At 70.3% G+C, this 18,685-nt stretch carries 18 protein-coding genes and 4 pseudogenes; 13 read left to right on the top strand and 9 right to left on the bottom strand.

Annotated elements, in window-relative coordinates:
* Positions 1-81 precede the first annotated feature (81 nt).
* A complete protein-coding gene (locus ACIBG6_RS32685; RefSeq protein ID WP_399226336.1) occupies positions 82-939 on the top strand; it encodes an RNA polymerase sigma factor SigF in 858 nt (285 codons plus the stop codon).
* A gap of 136 nt (positions 940-1,075) precedes the next feature.
* Here ACIBG6_RS32685 and ACIBG6_RS32680 read toward each other — a convergent pair.
* Together ACIBG6_RS32680 and ACIBG6_RS32675 are read right to left on the bottom strand one after the other, a co-directional pair.
* Positions 1,076-1,558 (bottom strand): annotated as a pseudogene (locus ACIBG6_RS32680) (hypothetical protein); the annotation flags it as partial.
* A 317-nt stretch (positions 1,559-1,875) separates the two neighbouring features.
* Entirely contained in the window at positions 1,876-2,556 is a 681-nt protein-coding gene (locus ACIBG6_RS32675; protein ID WP_399226335.1) for a DUF4230 domain-containing protein, read from the bottom strand.
* 182 nt (positions 2,557-2,738) lie between these two features.
* Between ACIBG6_RS32675 and ACIBG6_RS32670 the strand changes: the two genes are divergently transcribed.
* Positions 2,739-3,407 (top strand): VanZ family protein, encoded by a 669-nt coding sequence (locus ACIBG6_RS32670; protein WP_399226334.1) that lies wholly within the window; start codon positions 2,739-2,741, stop codon positions 3,405-3,407.
* 316 nt (positions 3,408-3,723) lie between these two features.
* On the opposite strand, the gene ACIBG6_RS32665 is transcribed toward ACIBG6_RS32670, so the two are convergent.
* Positions 3,724-4,980 carry an NAD(P)/FAD-dependent oxidoreductase gene (locus ACIBG6_RS32665; protein WP_399226333.1) on the bottom strand — a complete coding sequence of 419 codons (1,257 nt, stop codon included), beginning with the start codon at positions 4,978-4,980 and terminating at the stop codon, positions 3,724-3,726.
* 93 nt (positions 4,981-5,073) lie between these two features.
* A pseudogene (locus ACIBG6_RS32660) lies at positions 5,074-5,627 on the bottom strand (hypothetical protein); the annotation flags it as partial.
* Between the two features lie 788 nt (positions 5,628-6,415).
* Here ACIBG6_RS32660 and ACIBG6_RS32655 point away from each other — a divergent pair.
* The 4 genes from ACIBG6_RS32655 (at position 6,416) to ACIBG6_RS32640 (ending at position 9,268) form a co-directional block, all read left to right on the top strand.
* A complete protein-coding gene (locus ACIBG6_RS32655; RefSeq protein ID WP_030647895.1) occupies positions 6,416-6,619 on the top strand; it encodes a cold-shock protein in 204 nt (67 codons plus the stop codon).
* 311 nt (positions 6,620-6,930) lie between these two features.
* Positions 6,931-8,463, top strand: a complete 1,533-nt coding sequence (locus tag ACIBG6_RS32650) for a DEAD/DEAH box helicase (RefSeq protein WP_399226331.1) — start codon at positions 6,931-6,933, stop codon at positions 8,461-8,463.
* A 46-nt stretch (positions 8,464-8,509) separates the two neighbouring features.
* Positions 8,510-8,914 carry a CBS domain-containing protein gene (locus ACIBG6_RS32645; RefSeq protein ID WP_399226330.1) on the top strand — a complete coding sequence of 135 codons (405 nt, stop codon included), beginning with the start codon at positions 8,510-8,512 and terminating at the stop codon, positions 8,912-8,914.
* A 51-nt stretch (positions 8,915-8,965) separates the two neighbouring features.
* Complete coding sequence (locus ACIBG6_RS32640; protein ID WP_399226329.1) at positions 8,966-9,268, top strand: SCO5918 family protein; 303 nt, start codon at positions 8,966-8,968, stop codon at positions 9,266-9,268.
* Between the two features lie 110 nt (positions 9,269-9,378).
* Here ACIBG6_RS32640 and ACIBG6_RS32635 read toward each other — a convergent pair whose 3' ends face one another.
* Positions 9,379-9,738: a hypothetical protein gene (locus tag ACIBG6_RS32635; protein WP_053789626.1), complete on the bottom strand. Its 360-nt coding sequence runs from the start codon at positions 9,736-9,738 to the stop codon at positions 9,379-9,381.
* A gap of 52 nt (positions 9,739-9,790) precedes the next feature.
* Positions 9,791-9,962 (bottom strand): annotated as a pseudogene (locus tag ACIBG6_RS32630) (ATP-binding protein); the annotation flags it as partial.
* A gap of 824 nt (positions 9,963-10,786) precedes the next feature.
* Here ACIBG6_RS32630 and ACIBG6_RS32625 point away from each other — a divergent pair.
* On the top strand, positions 10,787-11,125 hold the full coding sequence (locus ACIBG6_RS32625) for a MerR family transcriptional regulator (protein ID WP_399226328.1): 339 nt from the start codon (positions 10,787-10,789) through the stop codon (positions 11,123-11,125).
* A 251-nt stretch (positions 11,126-11,376) separates the two neighbouring features.
* Complete coding sequence (locus ACIBG6_RS32620; protein ID WP_399226327.1) at positions 11,377-11,580, top strand: cold-shock protein; 204 nt, start codon at positions 11,377-11,379, stop codon at positions 11,578-11,580.
* Positions 11,581-11,811: 231 nt separating this feature from the next.
* On the opposite strand, the gene ACIBG6_RS32615 is transcribed toward ACIBG6_RS32620, so the two are convergent.
* A complete protein-coding gene (locus ACIBG6_RS32615; RefSeq protein ID WP_399226326.1) occupies positions 11,812-12,471 on the bottom strand; it encodes an HSP18 transcriptional regulator in 660 nt (219 codons plus the stop codon).
* A gap of 128 nt (positions 12,472-12,599) precedes the next feature.
* On the opposite strand from ACIBG6_RS32615, the gene ACIBG6_RS32610 reads away from it, so the two are divergent.
* The 4 genes from ACIBG6_RS32610 (at position 12,600) to ACIBG6_RS32595 (ending at position 15,454) form a co-directional block, all read left to right on the top strand.
* Positions 12,600-13,034, top strand: a complete 435-nt coding sequence (locus tag ACIBG6_RS32610) for an Hsp20/alpha crystallin family protein (protein WP_399226325.1) — start codon at positions 12,600-12,602, stop codon at positions 13,032-13,034.
* 96 nt (positions 13,035-13,130) lie between these two features.
* On the top strand, positions 13,131-13,526 hold the full coding sequence (locus ACIBG6_RS32605; protein WP_399226324.1) for a DUF2267 domain-containing protein: 396 nt from the start codon (positions 13,131-13,133) through the stop codon (positions 13,524-13,526).
* Between the two features lie 54 nt (positions 13,527-13,580).
* Positions 13,581-14,027, top strand: coding sequence for a DUF2267 domain-containing protein (locus tag ACIBG6_RS32600; RefSeq protein WP_399226323.1), 447 nt, complete (start codon positions 13,581-13,583; stop codon positions 14,025-14,027).
* Positions 14,028-15,115: 1,088 nt separating this feature from the next.
* On the top strand, positions 15,116-15,454 hold the full coding sequence (locus ACIBG6_RS32595) for a MerR family transcriptional regulator (protein WP_190133573.1): 339 nt from the start codon (positions 15,116-15,118) through the stop codon (positions 15,452-15,454).
* A 48-nt stretch (positions 15,455-15,502) separates the two neighbouring features.
* Here the strand turns inward: ACIBG6_RS32595 and ACIBG6_RS32590 are convergent, their stop codons facing one another.
* A complete protein-coding gene (locus tag ACIBG6_RS32590) occupies positions 15,503-16,711 on the bottom strand; it encodes a PP2C family protein-serine/threonine phosphatase (protein WP_399226368.1) in 1,209 nt (402 codons plus the stop codon).
* Between the two features lie 509 nt (positions 16,712-17,220).
* Here ACIBG6_RS32590 and ACIBG6_RS32585 point away from each other — a divergent pair.
* Positions 17,221-17,642: pseudogene (locus tag ACIBG6_RS32585) on the top strand (PRC-barrel domain containing protein).
* A 30-nt stretch (positions 17,643-17,672) separates the two neighbouring features.
* Here ACIBG6_RS32585 and ACIBG6_RS32580 read toward each other — a convergent pair.
* Positions 17,673-18,500, bottom strand: a complete 828-nt coding sequence (locus ACIBG6_RS32580; RefSeq protein ID WP_399226322.1) for a hemolysin III family protein — start codon at positions 18,498-18,500, stop codon at positions 17,673-17,675.
* Positions 18,501-18,685 lie beyond the last annotated feature (185 nt).

The raw sequence follows: 18,685 nt of genomic DNA, 5'->3' as shown, positions 1-18,685 counted from the left end.
CGTGGACGTCAGAAGTCCGGGTAGGCGAGCAGTCTCAGGGCCAAGCGTCCCGATGAGGAATTCACGTGAAAGGGGAATGGTGTGACGGTCACCACGATGTCGACCACGGGAGTCGAGTCCGGAGCGGGGACGCTGCCGCAGATCCCGGACACGTTGGCGGTCGCGCCCAAGGACGCGAGGGTCCTGTCGAAGGTCTTCTTCCAGGAGCTCGCGACGCTGGAGGAGGGGACGCACGAGTACCAGTACGCGCGCAACACCCTCATCGAGATGAACATGAGCCTGGTCCGCTACGCCGCCGGGCGGTTCCGCCACCGCGCCGACGAGATGGAGGACATCGTCCAGGTCGGCATGATCGGCCTGATCAAGGCGATCGACCGGTTCGAGCTGTCGCGGGAGGTCGAGTTCACCACCTTCGCCGTCCCCTACATCGTCGGCGAGATGAAGCGGTTCTTCCGGGACACCTCCTGGGCGGTGCACGTACCCCGCCGGCTCCAGGAGGCGCGGGTGGAGCTGGCCAAGGCGACCGAGGAACTCAGCACCCGCGTCGGCCGGATGCCGACGGTCAAGGAGCTGGCCGACCTGATGAGCCTCACCGAGGAGGAGGTCACCGAGGCGCGGCTGGCCTCCAACGGCTACAACTCCTCGTCGCTGGACGCCGCCCTCAGCGGCGAGGACGAGGACGGCGACGCCTCGCTGGCCGACTTCATCGGCAGTGAGGACCCCGCCATGGCGCTGGTGGAGGACTTCCACTCGCTGGCCCCGCTCATCGCCGACCTCGACGACCGCGACCGCCGGATCATCCATTTGCGGTTCGTCGAGGAACTGACCCAGGCTCAGATCGGTGAACAGCTGGGCTGCTCGCAGATGCACGTCTCGCGGCTGCTCGCGCGCACCGTGAAGCGCCTGCGCGACGGCCTGCTGGGCACCGGCGCCGGCTGATCCGGCCGGCCCGCACGGCTCCAGGGTTCCCCACCGGACGCGTTTTCGGTACGGGAACCCTGGAGCCGTTCTCATGCGGGCGGGGGCCGGCCCCGGCCCACCGGAGGGCCGGCCAGCGGCGTGGGGGAGAGCTGCCGGCGTAGGCGATCCGCCACAGCAGAGAGCGCCTCGCCTCCAGTCGCCCCGGCGCTTGTCGTTGCTCTTGACGACCGTCCACGGCGCGTCGGCGGTGTCGGTCGCGCGGAACATCTCGATCTTCGCGGCGGTGTACGCGTCCCACAGGTCCAGCGAGGCCAGATCCGTCGGCGACAGCTGCCACCGCGGACGGGGTCCACCGGCCGGATCGCGAACCGGGTGCAATGCTCCGCGCGGGAGACCGAGAACCAGAACTCGCCCCCCGGCTCGTTGACCCAGCGCTGCAGCTTCAGCAGCTCGGTCTGCAGAACCCGCTTGGTCCGTTCGTACTCCCGGCGGCGGACCTTCCGGTCGTAGGGGTGGTTCTCGCGCCGGGTCCGGATCGGTCCCCCTGCGCGTCCAGCAGGACGGGCTGCTCCGGCTGGCTGGTGTCCACCCTCATCCCGGCCGGCAGGTCGTCGGCGGGGTCGTCGGCGTCGCTCATGTGCCGGCTCCTTCGGCCGGGGCGTGGTCCGGGTGGCCGGGAGTGCGGCGCTCCCTCCGGAGCCGGGCCTCGAAGCGGTGCTCGTGGCCGCCGGCCAGGGCGAGACCGCGGTGCGCTCCAGTTCCCCGAACGGCTCGTAGTTGGCGTCCGGGGCGGCTGTGCCTGGGCCGTCCCGGACGTCGTCGTGAGTGCTCATAGGGCCCCCTGCCCCGTCGGCGGACCGATACGAGCGCACTGCCGACACCTCACCCGAACGGCGCGGTCGGGTCGGAGGGCGCCCCGCCCCGCGGAACGCCTGCTGGCCCGGCGGATCCCGCTCAGACGAAGGTCACGGTCACCCGCTCGAAGCCCAGGCCCCTCAGTAGTTCCCGCAGCATCGCGGCGGTGTTCCGTTCCGCCCGGGACGTCAGGTCGGACTCGCGGGCCGCGTCGCCGATGCGCTGGGCGGCGAGGACGTGGACGGCCTGCTCGCTCGCAGGGTTGTCCGAGAAGAGGTCGCCGATCCGGTCGAGCAGACCGCGCTGCTTCGAGACGGCGTACGACCGCTCCGGATCGAGCGCCGGGTCGGCCAGCCGGGCGTGCGGCAGCCGGAGGGTGGCCTCGGTCCGGTCGGCGTCGACGGTCACGGCGTCGTCCCCGAGGCCGCCGAACTCGACGTAGGAGGCGACGCTGCCGATCGCCACGTACAGGGTGCGGGTGCCACGGATCGCGTCCGGCAGGAACCGCGCGTCGTGCTCCAGGTCGACCACCACCTGGTAGGTCCCCGCCGCCCCCTCGTACCGGCTCAGCTCCTGGACGGACTTCAGGACGGCGGGGCCGGAGCGGTCCTTCACGTCCGTCCCGAAGACGTCCAGGCCGGGCACCCGGAGGAACTGCCCGATCAGCATGAGGGCGACGGCGAGCACGAGCAGGACGACGGCGGCGAGGGGCCACGTCCCTCCGGGTCGCTTCCACGAACGGCGGGCCGGCGCGGGTATGTTCTCGGTCTCTTCTCCCATGCGGGCCGGATGCCCGAGCCCGCCGCTCCCACACCCAACACCGCGGGAAACGCGCTCTGTTGGGGCCCGAGGGGAGGGTGGTTCAGAGGTGAGTACCTCCGGGTGACCGCAGGGCATGCGGTCCCCTGGCGGGGGTACGCGGGATCCGTTCACGCGAGGACCCCAAGGGGAGGAGACGGCTCATGTTCGGTCGTAGAGCGTCGAAGGGACGGGGCGGTGCGCCCGCCGGAGCGGACGGAGGAGACGGGGGCGACGGGGGCGACGCCGGGGGTGCGGGCGGCGTGGCGCCGGCCGGCGGGAGACCGGAGCGGAAGCAGCCGGACACCGCGGCGCCTCAGGCCGCGGTCCCGGTCCGGCGCGGCCCGGGTCGGTTCGTACGGGCGGTCGTCGCCCTCACGGCCCTCGCGGGCATGGTGGCGTTCGCCGTGGTCCTGGCCCGGCTGACGCTGGAGGCCTCGCCGGCCTCCGTGCCCCTCACCCACAGCAACCTGACGCCCGGGCGCTCGATCGAGGCCTACCTCGGCCGGCCCGCGTTCGTGGACACGGTCAAGCAGCTCGGGGGCAACATCCTCCTCGGCGTCCCCTTCGGGATCCTGCTGCCGCTGCTGTCCCGCAAGGCCCGCGGCTTCCTCCGCGTCGCGCTCCTCACCGCGGCCACCATGCTGCTCGTGGAGCTGGTGCAGGGGGCGCTCGTCACGGGCCGCGCCTTCGACATCGACGACGTCCTCCTCAACACGACGGGAGCGCTGCTCGGCTACGTGACCGTCGGCCGGCGGCTGGGCCGGGCCGTGCACCCCCGCACCCGCCCCCGCTGGTGGCGGCGCCGGCGCCCGGCCCGTACCTCGGCATGACAGCCGGGACGGCGGGCTCCGGCGTTGGACGGGCGAGGGGATACCCGCCGGGGGCACGGCGGCACGGGCGCGATCGCCGTGACCGCCGTCGCCGTCCTCCCGCTCTCGGCCGCCGCCACCCGTCGCGTGACCCACCACGTCGGCCAGAAGCTCACCCCCGACCAGATGGAGAACAGCAGCTTCGAGACCCTGCGGCAGGGCACCCTCACCACGAAGGGCTCCGGCGAGGAGTGCACGGTGAACGACAACTCCAAGGTCGTGTGCGGCGACGTGAAGCCGTCGTCGCACCGTCCTGATGCCCGAGTAGGGCGGCTTCTCAGACCGCGCCCGCTCGCAGGTCGTCCAGGACCGCGCGGGCCGCCCGCGCGCCCGAGGCCAGCGCGCCCTGGACCGAACCTGTCGCCCGGTGGTCCCCGCACACGTACCGACCGGGGGTCCACCGCACGGACCGGGAGAGCGGCATCGGGCCCGGCATCGCCGGCAGCGCGTCCGGGACCGTGACGCGGTGGACGGGCTCCCAGTCGCCCGTGTCCGCGCCGTACACCTCGCCCAGGGCCGCGAGCACCGCCGCCGTGTCCGACGGTCCGGGAGAGCCGAGCACCGACGTGGACACCAGCGCCCGGCCGTCGGCGGCGAATCCCGGCTGGACGGCGGTGAGGACGCAGGTGTTGAGGAACCTGCGCGCGGAGTCGACGACCAGCACGGGCTCGTCCAGGGGAGGTCGGTCGGCCGCGTGGTACAGCGTGGTCACGGTCCGGCCGTCCGGGACGAGAAGTCCCGGCAGCAGCTCCGCCGCGACCCGCTGCCCGGTGGCGACGACGACCGCGCGGGACCGCACCTCGCGCCCGTCCGCGAGGACCACGCCGTCCGGCCCCAGCGCGGACACCACGGTTCCGGTGCGCGTCACGTCCGGCGGCAGCCGCGCGGCGAGCTGGGTGGGCACGGCGCCGATCCCCTCGGCCGGGAGGCACAGGGTGCCGCGCAGCATGCTCCGCCACACCAGGTGGAAGAAGCGCGCCGAGGTCTCCAGCCGGTCCTCCAGGAACACGCCGGAGAGGAACGGCCGGAAGAACGTCTCCACGAGCCGCGGCGACACGCCCGCCGCGGCCAGCGCCTCGCGCGTGGTCCCGTCGGCGCCGCGCCGCAGCACGGACGCCGGTGCCAGGGCGTCCCGTGCCGACAGGACGGAGAGCGCGAGCAGGTCGCGACCCGACGCGAGCCGCCCCGGCAGCAGGTCCCGGGCCTCGCCCGGGCGGCGGCTTGGATCCGTGAACCGGCGCGGCCCGCGCTCGGTGTGCACGAGTACCCCCGGCGTGAACGGCCGCAGCCTCAGGGGCCTCAGCCGCACCCGCCGCTTCACCTGCGGATACGAGGTGTTGAAGACCTGGAAGCCGCGGTCCACGGTGAAGCCCGCCACCCGGTCGGTGCGCATCCGGCCGCCCACCGCGTCACCAGCCTCCAGGAGCAGCACCCGCAGGCCAGCCGCGCACAGGTCGGCGGCGCAGGCGAGGCCGGCGGCCCCCGCTCCGACGACCACCGCGTCGTACCGTGTGGCGTCAGTCGTCCTCTTCATGCCGTCCTCTCTCGTGTCCGCGAGGTCGCCCCATCCCTCGTGCTGTGGCCCGGCCGCGCGCCCCCGGCGGGGCGGGCGAGCGGCGCGGGGCCGTCAGGGCTGGCCGGTGCCCTGCTTCCGCTCCTGTTCCAGGAGGGCGGGCAGGTCCCGCAGCCGGTCTGGTCCCGCCACCGGCCGGGACGTGCGGGGGTTGCGGCCGAGCCGGTCGCGGTGCCGGTGGAGGAAGGCCCAGTATCCGGCCGTCAACGGGCAGGCGTCCTCGCCGACCCGCCGGTCGGGGCGGTAGGAGCGCGAGCTTCCGAGGGTCATCAGGCGCGGGACGTGACGGGTCCAGCCCGTGTCCCTGACCTCGCGCAGGAGCGTCGCCACGCACCGGGCCGACACGGCGTCCGCGTCCAGCTCCTCCCACCAGCCGAGGACGGCCCCGGTGTGCCCGGGGATTCCAGACGTACTCGCGCCAGCCGGCGATCTGTCGGACGAAGCCCTCCACGGACCGGAGCCCCGCCCGCCAGGCGGCCTCCGCCCCCTCCACGCACTCCGCCGGGTACGTACGTGCCGAACCCGGCGAGCCGGTGGTCCAGGAAGTGCCGCGGCCCGGCGAGCGCCTGCCGTCGGTCCGCCGGGAACGCCCGGGGACCGCTTACGCCACCTTCCCCGCCAACGGTGCTCGCGACGAGAGTCCCACGCCTCTCAGCGGGACAGGCTTCACACACCGGTCCCCCTGATGCAAGTCTCGAAGAAAGCGGCGCACCGGGGCTCGGGGGTGGCTTGGTCCAGCCGTGCCAGTGAGATGGCCACTGAGATCACCGTTGAGCTGACGATCTCGTCAGGAGGTTCCCACCGGTGCCGGTGGATGAAGGCAGTGACCCTGAGAAGGACACTCCGGCAGAGCGGCCGGGCACTGCTGGTCCTGCCGTTCACGTGCGGGCCACGGCCGGCCCACCATGCCTTCCCGCTGAGGCGGCCGCCACCGTCGAGGCCATCGTGCGGCCGCCTTGCCGTGGACGCCCCCGAAACCGCCATGAGCACCTGTGAGCTGCTGAGCCCTTCGGGAGGGCGCTGCGGACCCACCCCGCAGGCTCACGTCCCCCTGGGCCGCACCTCGCAGCCGGCGGACGCCCTTGCCTCCGAAACGCTGCACTCGGGGGGAATCAATATCTATCCCCGCGATCAGAGAGTTTAATGGACCCCGCAGGGAGAGTTTTTCCGCACCGCACACGATGGAGATATTCAACGCACACAAACCGCTGCAGCGTGCTACTGTCGATCTCGGTTGCAGTTTTGGTACCCAAAAACTTCAGGCGCTCCAGTCGGCCTCCGCGCCACATTCGAGCGCTTTATATTTCCGGGTCATTTTTCCGGCGGGGCATCATCGCGGCGACACGGTGTCCGTACAGTGCGGATGCCGGTGTACTGCCCCAAAAGGAGATATGACATGGCATCTGGCACCGTGAAGTGGTTCAACGCGGCAAAGGGTTTCGGCTTCATCGAGCAGGACGGTGGCGGCGACGACGTCTTCGCCCACTTCTCGAACATCGCCGCCCAGGGCTTCCGCGAGCTGCTGGAAGGCCAGAAGGTCACCTTCGACATCGCGCAGGGCCAGAAGGGCCCGACGGCCGAGAACATCGTTCCCGCCTGACGCCGACGCGCATTTCGTAGCTGGGGCCCGCATCCCTTGGGGTGCGGGCCCCAGCTGCACGCATTTCCCGCAGTGGTGTCACCTGCGTGACGAAGTGGTCAGGGTTACAGCCTGCTCGGCGCTTCACCCCCTCGATTCTTCTTGGTTTCGCGTCCGCATGACGCCACCCCATCTCAGCGCATGCGCCCGTACAGAATCTCTGTAGGTCAGAGTCGCTTTCGCCATTCCATTCGGCCCGTTCTTGTGATTCCCCGCGGTGCGTTTCTGCTGCCGGAATTCCTTGATATGTGCCGCATCAAGGAAGGTTCTGAATGAACCGCACACGTACGAACGACCGTTCCTCTCGCACCCGCACCCGCACCGGCGGCCCCGCTTTCGGCGCTGCCACCGGTTCGGAGCGGGGCAGCCGCTTCGGCTCGTCGGCCCCGAGCCGTTCCGGAGGTCCGAGCCGTTCCGCCGGCCCGAGCCGCTCCGGCGGCTACGGCCGCCGACCCGCCGCGATCCAAGGCGAGTTCGCCCTGCCGAAGACGATCACTCCCGCTCTGCCCGCCGTCGAGGCTTTCGCCGATCTCGACATGCCGGCCGAGCTGTTGGCGGCCCTCGGCGCGCAGGGCCTGAGCGTGCCGTTCCCGATCCAGGGAGCCACCCTGCCCAACACCCTCGCAGGCCGCGACGTCCTCGGCCGCGGCCGCACCGGCTCCGGCAAGACTCTGGCCTTCGGCCTCGCCCTGCTGGCTCGCACCGCCGGGCAGCGCGCCGAGCCCCGCAAGCCGCTGGCCCTCGTCCTCGTCCCCACCCGCGAGCTGGCCCAGCAGGTGACCGACGCCCTCACCCCGTACGCCCGCGCCGTGAAGCTGCGTCTGACCACGGTCGTCGGCGGCATGTCGATCGGCAAGCAGGCCGGAGCGCTGCGCGGAGGCGCGGAGGTCGTCGTGGCCACGCCCGGCCGGTTGAAGGACCTCATCGACCGTGGTGACTGCCGGCTGAACCAGGTCGCGATCAGCGTCCTGGACGAGGCCGACCAGATGGCCGACATGGGCTTCATGCCGCAGGTCACCGCTCTCTTGGACCAGGTGCGTCCCGAGGGGCAGCGGATGCTGTTCTCCGCCACCCTGGACCGCAACGTCGACCTGCTGGTGCGCCGCTACCTGACCGACCCGGTCGTGCACTCGGTGGACCCCTCGGCCGGTGCGGTCACCACGATGGAGCACCACGTGTTGCACGTCCACGGCTCCGACAAGCACCGGACGACGACGGAGATCGCGGCGCGCGAGGGCCGGGTGATCATGTTCCTGGACACCAAGCACGCCGTCGACCGGCTGACGCAGGACCTGCTGAACAGCGGTGTCCGGGCCGCCGCCCTTCACGGCGGGAAGTCGCAGCCGCAGCGCACCCGGACCCTCGCGCAGTTCAAGACCGGCCACGTCACCGTGCTGGTCGCCACGAACGTCGCCGCCCGCGGCATCCACGTCGACAACCTCGACCTCGTCGTGAACGTCGACCCGCCGACGGACCACAAGGACTACCTCCACCGCGGCGGCCGCACCGCCCGCGCGGGCGAGTCCGGCAGCGTCGTCACCCTCGTCACCCCCAACCAGCGCCGCGACATGACCCGCCTCATGCAGGCCGCCGGCATCACCCCGCAGACCACCCAGGTCCGCTCCGGCGAAGAGGCCCTGAACCGGATCACCGGCGCCCAGGCCCCCTCCGGTGTCCCCGTCGTCATCACCGCACCGGTCGTCGAACGCGCCAAGCGCGGCGCGGCCTCCCGCGGCAGGCGTCGGCCCGCTTCGACCGTCCGGCGCGTGAGCGTGCGGCAGTCCGCCTTCGATGCGGCGGCCTGAGAAACACGTGATCAGGAAACTGACCCATCTCTGCAGGAGGCACGTTTTGACGCTGGTCCAGATGCAGCCCCGCTCGGCGAACACCAACCCTGTGCACCGGACGGTGGACGACGCGATGGAGGCGGCCGGTCCACAGGTCTGTGACGACATGACGGTCGAGGTGGCCCTGGCCGTCATGGCCGGCGCCCGCGCGGGCCATCTGCTCGTCTGCGACGAGGACGGCCTGTGCACCGGGCTGGTCACGCAGGCCCAGCTCACCGCCATCCGCGACAGCACGGCGTACACCGACCGGGTCCGTCTCCGCGACCTGCTGGGGGACCGCGGGCCGGTCGCCTCACCCGTGACCACGATGGACGAAGCCGAACACGCGATGCGCTACCGCCGGCTCGATGCCCTGCCGGTCGTCGATGACCAGGGCAGTGCTCGGGGCGTCCTCGCCCTTGCCCACTGAACAGCCTCACCACGGCACGACCGTCCCCGTTTCTTCTTCCTGTGAGGCAACATGCGCTGTGTCATCGCCCGCTTCCCGTTCGACCTGACCAAGAGCGGTGTCCTGGAGTCGATGAAGGGCATCAAGCCCGAGCAGGTCGTCGGCGAGTCAGTGATCATCGGGCGCCGTACCTACCCCGTGAAGCAGGTCGGCCAGGTCATCACTCGGCAGGACCGCCGTGACTTCAGTGCCGGTGAAGTCCTCCGGGCCATGAACCAGCTCGGGTTCACCTGCCGCGGCCTCCCCCGGGCCGCCGTGCCCACGCGCGTCCTCGGCCCGCTCCGGCAGGCTTCCGCGATGCTCGGCTCCCGGTGACCGTCTGACGGACAGGACCGGCGCAAGCCGACACCCGAACAGCGAGGAGGGCCCGACCGGCACGCGCCGGTCGGGCCCTCCCGTATACCGGGGGTTACGCGAATGTGGGGTCAGTGGTCGGAGTAGCTGAAGTCGCCCATGGTCCAGGCGCTGACATCCGCGATCGAGACGCGATACATCCCACCCGTCTCCGGGATCCCCACCGTGCCCTGCAGGATGCGGGCCACATGGAAGTGCAGATGTGTGGGCGGCCCCTCCCGGGGTGTCGTGGTGGTGAAGATGGCGGCGAACTCGCCCAGGCGGGCGGAGTCCGTCAGGACCTCCGACACCCGCTGCCTCCACACGGCTTCGGGGGCCAGCCGACCGGTGATGACAGCACCACCGGTGACCACGGTCAGGGACATCTGATTGCTCTGCCCGGACTCCACCAAGGTGGCAACGTCAACGAGCAGCTCGTCAGGCTTCGACATGAGAGCCGATTTTATGCACCGGTCGTCCCGTTCTCTCGACCGGGAGGACTAACCGGTCGAGAAGAGCACTCACCGTCTTCCCGCCGGAGGCCCCACCGGGCGACAGCGGTCGCTCGGGCGAGGCGGTTGACCATCGGCCGGCCGAATCCACCGGTACCGCCGTACAGGTCAGGGGTGCGCATACGCGGCGCGTGCGGGCTGGAGTCGTGAACGGCCACTTCCGTGCTCTCCGCGGGGGCCGTCAGTTTCCACGGGCTCTCCTCGGCGGGCGCGAAAATCTATGGCGGCCGAGGTAGACATTGCGCGGTGGCGTGGTTATGGTTTCTCTCGTAGCCCAGAGAGACCGCAGGGCCTGGCAGAGACGAACTGCCGGGCAGTAGTACCCGCAGGTGTAGTTCGCAGGACGGTGCGGTGGTGGAGTTCCGAAGCCAGGGTTGTTGCAGGACGGCGACGGGGCTGACGACCGGACCGGGTGGCCCGCAGTGATCAGGGGCCGCCGTGAGCAGTACGCAGCGGTGAAGTAAGTGAGCAGCACCTCGGTGAAGGCGTCGGCTGCGGACGCGCGCACCGGGAAGTTCGGCAGTGGGGTTCCAAGCCAGAGCAGACGCAGGACGGGCGACGGGGCTGGCTGCCGAAGAGTGGCGCTGACGCAGGCCACCAGCAGTACGCAGTAGAGCAGTACCGCAGTGAGTGCAGTTCCCGCAGTACAGCAGTAGCGCAGCAACCTGCAGTTTGCAGTATCTCCCGTTTGGTAAGCAGTTGATCACCGAGGGCAGAACGGAGGAGTTGAGGCGCCATCAGGATCGCCCGGGCGGAAGTCTTGAGTCCGGGTACCGCAGGACATCGATAGTGAGGTGGTCTCCGGTCAAGCAACCGCGATCCCCGCACTCCCGGCAGCATCTCGGTCGGGTCGGCGGAAACAGTAGGCCGGCGCAGGACTAGGGCCGGCAGATGGTGTAGCAGTTCCTTCGGGGCCCTGGTGTCGTACGCGCCAGGGCCCCTCCCCGCGTTCCGGCCCCTTTCCCTACCTGTTTCGCAGTGAGGTGCGATGACAGCAGACGATTCGCTCGGCCGTCTCGACGACGACGGCTACCCCGCCTACACGATGGGCCGGGCCGCCGAGATGCTCGGCACCACCCAGGGCTTCCTCCGCGCCATCGGCGAAGCCCGCCTCATCACCCCGCTCCGCTCCGAGGGCGGCCACCGCCGCTACTCCCGCTCCCAACTGCGGATCGCCGCCCGCGCCCGCGAACTCGTCGACCAGGGCACCCCCATCGAGGCGGCCTGCCGGATCGTGATGCTCGAAGTCCGACTCGAAGAAGCGCAGCGCGTCAACGCCGAGTACCGTCGCGCAGCGGCCGAGGGCCATCCACGGACAGCGGCCTGAGGTGGGCGTGCCGGCCGGTCGCGGCGGGCACGCCCACCCGCGCCTGTCAGAGTCCATACGCGTGCTCGTTTCCCTCTGGTAACAGCCCGTTGTCGGCGTGTAGCGTCTGCGTCAGCTGTCGTGGTTCGGAAGTTCCCTTTGCCCACGCTTTCGGCGTGGGCGTTTTGCTGTGCTGTGCCGCAGGAACCAGGGCGATCACCTCCGCCTCCCACACCGTGTGGGCGGCGTTCATCGACTGGAAGGCATGAGACATGGCTACGGGAACTGTGAAGTGGTTCAACGCGGAGAAGGGCTTCGGCTTCATCGCCCAGGACGGCGGCGGTCCGGACGTCTTCGCTCACTACTCGGCGATCAACTCGACGGGCTTCCGTGAGCTCCAGGAGGGCCAGATGGTGACGTTCGACGTCACCCAGGGCCAGAAGGGCCCCCAGGCCGAGAACATCAACCCCGCCTGACCTTCACCACCCGCGGGCACCGAGACCGGCGCGTAAGGCTGCCCCTGCAGCCCGTACCGCTCGACCCGAACAGCGGACGCCTGCGATGTCGGCGGGATCCGAAGCGTACCGACTCAGGGCCGCGCAGCTGTTGCTGCGCGGCCCTGATCCGTGTCCAGGCCCGGGCCGACCAGGTACCCCGCACGCTCGAACAGTTGCGCGGGTTCGGTCAGTGCGGTTCGTGTTCCGGGGTCAGGTGCTGCGCCGGTCGCGGCTGTCCTGGCGGAGGTGGTCGGTGTGTCGGGTCATGGCGTCGAGGTGATCGACGAGAGCCGAGTCCTCGGGGCGCAGGTGAGGCCGGGTGTCGCTCAGGGGGCCGACGAGGCGGGCTGCGTCGTTGTCGGCTAGGGCCCGGTTCAGTTCGCCGACGGCCGCCGCGGCGGCGTCGGGAAGGTCGGTGAGGGCGGTGATCTGGCCGGCGAGCCGGCGCAGGTCGGCCGCGTTGTCACGGGCCCAGGCCGTGACGGCGCGGTCTGAGGCACGTGTGTCGCGGGTGGCCTGGACGCGTTCCTCGCCGGTGCTCCCGGCCGTGCCGGGGCGCAGGCGCAGGTAGCGGCGTTCGGCGGCCTGGCGGCTCGCGACCCCGAGGGGTCCGGCGAGGTCGGCCCAGCTCGCGCCCTGGCCCCGGGCTGTTTCGATCAGGCCGCTCTCCCAGCCGGCGAGCTGTTCACGGACCTCGCGCAGCATCAGCAGCGCGGCCAGAGCCGGGTGCGGGCCCGCGTCTGTCGGCTCGGTCGGGGGCGTTCCGGCAGGGGAACGCTGCGCGTGCCTCACGGCCTGGTCGATGGCCCGCAAGGCCGTCGCCGCAGCGGGGAAAGGGACCGGCGCGGCCGGCTGGCTGGCTTGTTTCATGACACTCTCCGCGGCTTGTCATCCTCCAGATGACTTCTTACTTGTCGTCGTTTCGATGACATGTTACAACGGAAGCACGTTGAAGCGCATTGGCAGTTCCTGCCTGAACCAACTGGAGGTGTTTCGCGATGTTGATGCGCACTGACCCGTTCCGCGAGATGGACCGGATCGTCCAGCAGCTGTCGGGTGCGTCTGGCACGTGGTCGAAGCCGGCCGTGATGCCGATGGACGCCTACCGGCAGGGCGACGTGTACGTGATCGCCTTCGACCTCCCCGGCGTGAGCACCGAGGCGATCGACATCGACGTCGAGCGGAACATGCTGACGGTGAAGGCCGAGCGCAGGCCCGCGGGGAAGTCCGACGGCGTGCAGATGGAACTCTCCGAGCGGCCCCTGGGCGCCTTCTCCCGCCAGATCATGCTCGCCGACACCCTCGACACCGAGCACATCGACGCCGACTACGACGCGGGCGTTCTGACCCTGCGGATCCCGATCGCCGAGCGCGCCAAGCCGCGGAAGATCAGCATCGGCGGCGAATCCGGCCGCAAGCAGATCTCCGGCTGATCGGCCCCACAGCGGCGGAGGACGGGGAACCGTTCCCCCTCCGGCACCCCGTCCTCCGCGCCCCTCGCCCCTTCACCCCTCCCCGGAGGTGACGTGATGTCGATACGCAGGGAGACGTTCCTGGCCCACGTCCAGGAACGCGGCGAGTACACGACCCTGCCGGAAGCCGAACGGGCGGCCCGCGTCGTCCTGGCCCTACTGGGCGCGCACCTGGTCGGCACCGTGCGGGCCGAGCTCGCCGCCCGGCTCCCCGAGACGTACGCCCTGATCCTCCTCAATCCCCTGCAGGCCGCCGAACCGCTCTCGCCCGAACGCTTCGTCCGTGCGACCGCGGCCTGGATCGAAGGCGCCACCGAGAAGACAGCCCTGTGGGACATCGGCGCGGTCCTCAGCACCGTGGCCGCCGCGGCGGGTGACGTCCTCATGAGCGAGGTCCTGCTCCAGCTCCCGCCCGGCTACGACCTCCTCTTTGGCCACCCCCAGCCCGCCTGACCGGCGCCGACGGCCGGAACTCGAACCTTTGAAGAGAAAGGCAACCGCAGCACCATGTACGACCAGCCTCGACCGGACCGGCCCACCCCCGCCATGACGTTCGACCAGATGCTGGAACGCGTCCGCTACGAGGGCGCCTACCCCACCCGCGAACGCGCGGAAGAAGCCGTCCGCACCGTTCTTGCCGCGCTCGGCCGGCAGGTCACCGGCGACGAACGCGTCGACCTCGCCCAGTGCCTGCCCGTCGAAGCCGCCCTCGCCCTGACCGCCCAGATCCCCGATGCCGAGCAGCTCACCGGCTGGGGCTTCGTCAAGGACCTGGCCGCACGAACCGGCGTGAGCCCGGCCATCGCCCGCTGGGACACCGGCGCCGTACTCGCCACCGTCACCGCACTCGCCGGACCCGACCTCCTTGCCCGCGTCCTCCAGCGACTCCCCGACGACTACGCACTCCTCTTCGGACAGGCGCAACTGCGCCGGCCTCAGCGCGCCGCCGCCTGACCGGACGGAGCCCATGGTGACGCTCGCGGCGAAGCGTTCGGCCATGGGCCGGCCGGCCTGGATGCCGTAGCGGTCCGCGCGGTGCCACATGGAGGTGACCGTGCCGGCGAGCCGGAGCACGGTGGTGACGATCCTCGGCAAGCTGCGTGTACAGGGGGTGGCCCTGGTCCGGGGCTTCTCCGGGAATCCGGCCACGGGCGTGTGCCGGGCCACGGGAAGGACTTCGGCGCGCTTGTTCCGGAAGACGGCCAACCGTTCTGCGCTTGCCGCTGCCGGCCTGTGCGCCGCGGCTGGAGTCCGTCCGCTGATCGTCCGTCACGTCCGTCACGCTCGTTAAAACGATTCTTCCGTCCCGCCACGCGAAAATCTATGACGGCTGGAGTAGACATTTCATGGTGGCGTGGTTATGGTTTCTCTCGTAGCCCAGAGAGACCGCAGGGCCTGGCAGAGACGAACTGCCGGGCAGTAGTACCCGCAGTTGCAGTTCGCAGGACGGTGCGGTGGTGGAGTTCCGAAGCCAGGGTTGTTGCAGGACGGCGACGGGGCTGACGGCCGGACCGGGTGGCCCGCAGTGATCAGGGGCCGCCGTGAGCAGTACGCAGTGGCAGTACATGTAAGTGCAGTTCGCAGTACCCAGCAGTGAAGTAAGTGAGCAGTACCCCTGGTGAAGGCGTCGGCTGCGGACGCGCGCATCGGGAAGTTCGGCAGTGGGGTTCCAAGCCAGAGCAGACGCAGGACGGGCAACGGGGCTGGCTGCCGGAGAGTGGCGCTGGCGCAGGCCACCAGCAGTACGCGGTAGAGCAGTACCAGCAGTAAGCAGTTGATCACCGAGGGAAGAACGGAGGAGCCGAGCACCATCAGGATCGCCCGGGCGGAAGCCTTGAGCCCGGGTACCGCAGGACATCGATAGTGAGGTGGTCTCCGGTCGAGCAACCGCGATCCCCGCACTCCCGGCAGCATCCAGGTCGGGTCGGCGGAAACACAGGGTCGGCGCAGTATCGGGGCCGGCAGATGGTGTAGTAGTTCCTTCGGGGCCCTGGTGCCGTACGGCACCAGGGCCCCTCCACGCGTTCCATGAGAGAGGTTCAATGACAGCAGACGACTCGTTCGGCCGTCTCGACGACGACGATTACCCCGCCTACACCATGGGCCGGGCGGCAGACATGCTCGGCACCACCCAGGGCTTCCTCCGCGCCCTCGGAGAGGCCCGCCTGATCACCCCGCTCCGCTCCGAGGGCGGTCATCGCCGCTACTCCCGCTACCAGCTGCGCATCGCGGCCCGCGCCCGGGAACTCGTCGACCAGGGCACCCCCATCGAGGCCGCCTGCCGCATCATCATCCTCGAAGACCAGCTCGAAGAAGCCCAGCGCATCAACGCCGAGTACCGGCGCGCCGCCGAATCATCCCCGCCGCCGCCCTCGGCCTGAACCGAGCGTGCCCGTCGGGATCGGCGGGCCTCGGTCGTCGAAAGAGTGCTATTCGGGCGCGGACGCCTCCGCCAGGTCCGCCCCGGCGTCAGCGCTGCGTGTGACCTGGTGGGTACCGTGCCAGTCCAGGCACATGACCGTCGCGTCGTCCTGGAGACGGCCGCCGTGGACGTGAAGAATCTCCGCGACCAGAGCGCGGGAGGCCTCGCGGGGGTGGAGATCGCCCGTACGCACGATCAGGGAGGGCAGGTCGACCTCCACGGCGCGGCGCTCAAGCATGCCGTCGGTGAGCATCACGAGGCGGTCACCCGCCTGCAAGTCCAGCCGCTGCACGCGGTAGGGGCTACGCGGCTGGATACCGAAGGGGAGATCCACCTCGGGAACCACCTCCTCAACCCTCTCCTGTCTCAGGAGCAGCGGCCAAGGATGCCCCGCGTTGACGAACTGAGTGGTCCCGTCGAGCAGGCTGACGCGCAGCAGCTGCCCAGTGACGAAGCCCCGCCTGCCGTGGTCGATGACGGCCCGGTTGGCCTCCAAGGCCTGTACTTCGAGCTCGGCGCCGGCACGCCTGGCCCTGCGAAGGGCGCCCACTGCGAGGGTGGCGAGTAGCGCGGCTTCCACGTCGTGGCCCATGGCATCGGTGACGGAGAGCTGCATGGTGTCGCGGTCCACGACGTAGTCGAAGGTGTCACCGCCGACGTGCGTCGCCGGTTCCAGCGCTCCGGCGACCGTGAACTGGGCCGCCTCACATGCCAGTGAGGAGGGAAGGAGCCGGTGCTGGATCTCGGCCGCCAGGTTCAGGGGCCGCGTACGACGGCCCCACTGGTAGACATCGGTGAAGGACCGGTTCGCGATGACGATGTAGGCCAAGGAATGCGCGGTCGCACCGATCTGCCTCATCGCGCCTTCGTCGGGGCGATCCGGTAGAAAGAGTTCGAGCAGGCCGATGGCGTCGCCGCGGTTGGTGACGGGCGCCACGACCCTGACCGAACCGTTGCCCTCTCGCTGGAGGGCCGGCCGCTGTGTGCGCAACACGTCCGCGTAGAGGGTGCCGGGCAGACCGACGCGCTCAGGGGGCTCGTCGGACTCGACGCTGTCCGCTGCCCCGAGCCGCACCACTGACGACCCGGTGAAGTCGACGATCAGGAACGAAACCGCTGCGGCGTTGAGGCGGTCCCTGAGCATCCGTGCGACGACGTCCAGTGACTGGACCGGGGAGGCGGATTCCGCTGCCGCGAGCGCGCCCGCGAGGTCCATTTCCACCAACTGCTCGCCGCCGGCGCGCCCCTGGTGGGCGCCTGGATCTCGCTCCTCGGTTGGGGGCATGACAGCTCCTCTCCTCCTCCGACACCGTGGGATCGGCCCCTCCACGAGAACTGCTCCCTGACGCTCTTTCCGAGCGCCCGAGGCCTTACGGTCGGCCCCACTGCCTCGTCGAAGCCAATCCCATCCGGGGTCGCAGCCTGTGACCACGGCCGATACAGATTCGAGAAACCCGCGGGGCCGACCGTCCTCAACCCTGCCCGAGGACGCGCACGCCAGGTGGCTGCTGCCGCCCGTGCAGGCCGTGCTGCCTGACTGGTTCACCCGAACAGCAGGCATCGGCCCTACTCGGGGACGCTGCCCGGCCACCGGCATAGCACGCACGCCCGGAATCCTCCGAGGACCCGGTTGCGAGGCGAGCACCGGGGCATCGGAATGGACGAGTCAAGCCGGCGGTGTGGCGGTGGCCGCCGCCTTCGAGCCGAGAGTGAGGAGACGGGGTTGTGAGCGATGTGTGGATGTACGCGCAGGACAGCGGCTACCCGTCCCGGCAGTCACTGGTGGGGTTCACGGTTGAGGCGGCTGACGGAACCATCGGGCACGTGGACCGCCAGCAGGACCAGCCCGGCATGCAACACCTGGTCGTCGACACCGGCGTGTGGGTGTTCGGCAAGAGCATTCCGATCCCGGCCGACGCCGTCGCCGGTATCGACACCGAAACACGCACGGTAAACACGGACGGTAAAGGTGTCAGGGACCCGGGAAGAGATCAAAGCCGCTCCCCGGTTCACCACCGACAGCGAAACGGCTGACCACCGCTGACCACCGCTACCTGTCCGCCGTCGGCAACTACTACCTTTCCCTCCCGCCGCCCCCTCGCACCCTGACCCGAAGCCAGCAAGGCAACTCGCCCGCCCCAGGGTGACAGCAGCCCCCGGGCAGAACATTGCCGTGCTCAGTAGACGGTGAAGGAGATGGCGATGTAGTGCGCGGTGAAGGCTGCCACTGTCAGTGCGTGGAAGACCTCGTGGAAGCCGAACCAGCGGGGTGAGGGGTTTGGGCGCTGGAGGGCGTAGACAACCGCGCCCGCGCTGTAGAGAAGCCCGCCGGTCACGATCAGGGAGACCACGGCCACACCGCCGTTGTGGAGGAAGTCGGGCAGGTATCGCACGGGCGCCCAGCCCAGGGCCAGGTAACAGGGGGTGTACAGCCAGCGGGGCGCTCCGACCCACAGGACACGGAAGGCGATGCCGACCAGCGCGCCCGTCCACACGATCCACAGCAGGACGGACCGCTGGTCAGGGGGGAGAAGGAGCGCGGCGAGCGGGGTACAGGTGCCGGCGATGATCAGGAAGATGTTGGCGTGGTCGAGGCGGCGCAGAACGGCCTCGCCGAGTGGTCCCCAGGTGCCGAGGTGGTAGACGGCGCTCGTCCCGAACAGCAGCCAGGCGGTGACGGAGTACACGGTGCAGGCCAGCACCGCATGGGGCGTCCCTGCCAGGCAGATGAGGACGATGCCCGCGGCCAGTGATACGGGGACCATGCCGGCGTGAAGCCAGCCACGTAGCCTCGGCTTGACCGGTTCCACCAGATCGACCGCCCGCTCGACAAGATCAGCGACCGGGTGGGGGCCCTTGGCAGTCTTGTCTCGGTGCGATCTGGAGGAAGGGCTGATGGACTCTCGTTTTTCTCTCGTCGGCACGGAAGCAGGACCGGCTTCGGCGCCGTCTCGGGACACTGCTTCCCGCCCCGAATCGGACTGCTGAGTTTCTCTGGCAACCATGTGCACATGCTAGGAACCGGCCCGAAACGGGATTCCCAGAGGCCCACTTCATCGCACATAGCCGGTTCAGTCGCCTCGCGGGATCGGGATGGGCTCCCCGAGGCGCCCGCGGGCCAGCAGCGAGTGGGGGCGCGGACGCGCTGATCGCCGCTGTCGAGCCGTCGTCGTACGCGCTGCGGTTGCCC

Origin of the sequence: Streptomyces sp. NPDC050842, assembly GCF_044456565.1 — a bacterium.
Lineage (GTDB): Bacteria > Actinomycetota > Actinomycetes > Streptomycetales > Streptomycetaceae > Streptomyces.
The sequence above is the reverse complement of the archived record's forward strand: the minus strand, read 5'-3'. Positions and strand labels throughout refer to the sequence as shown.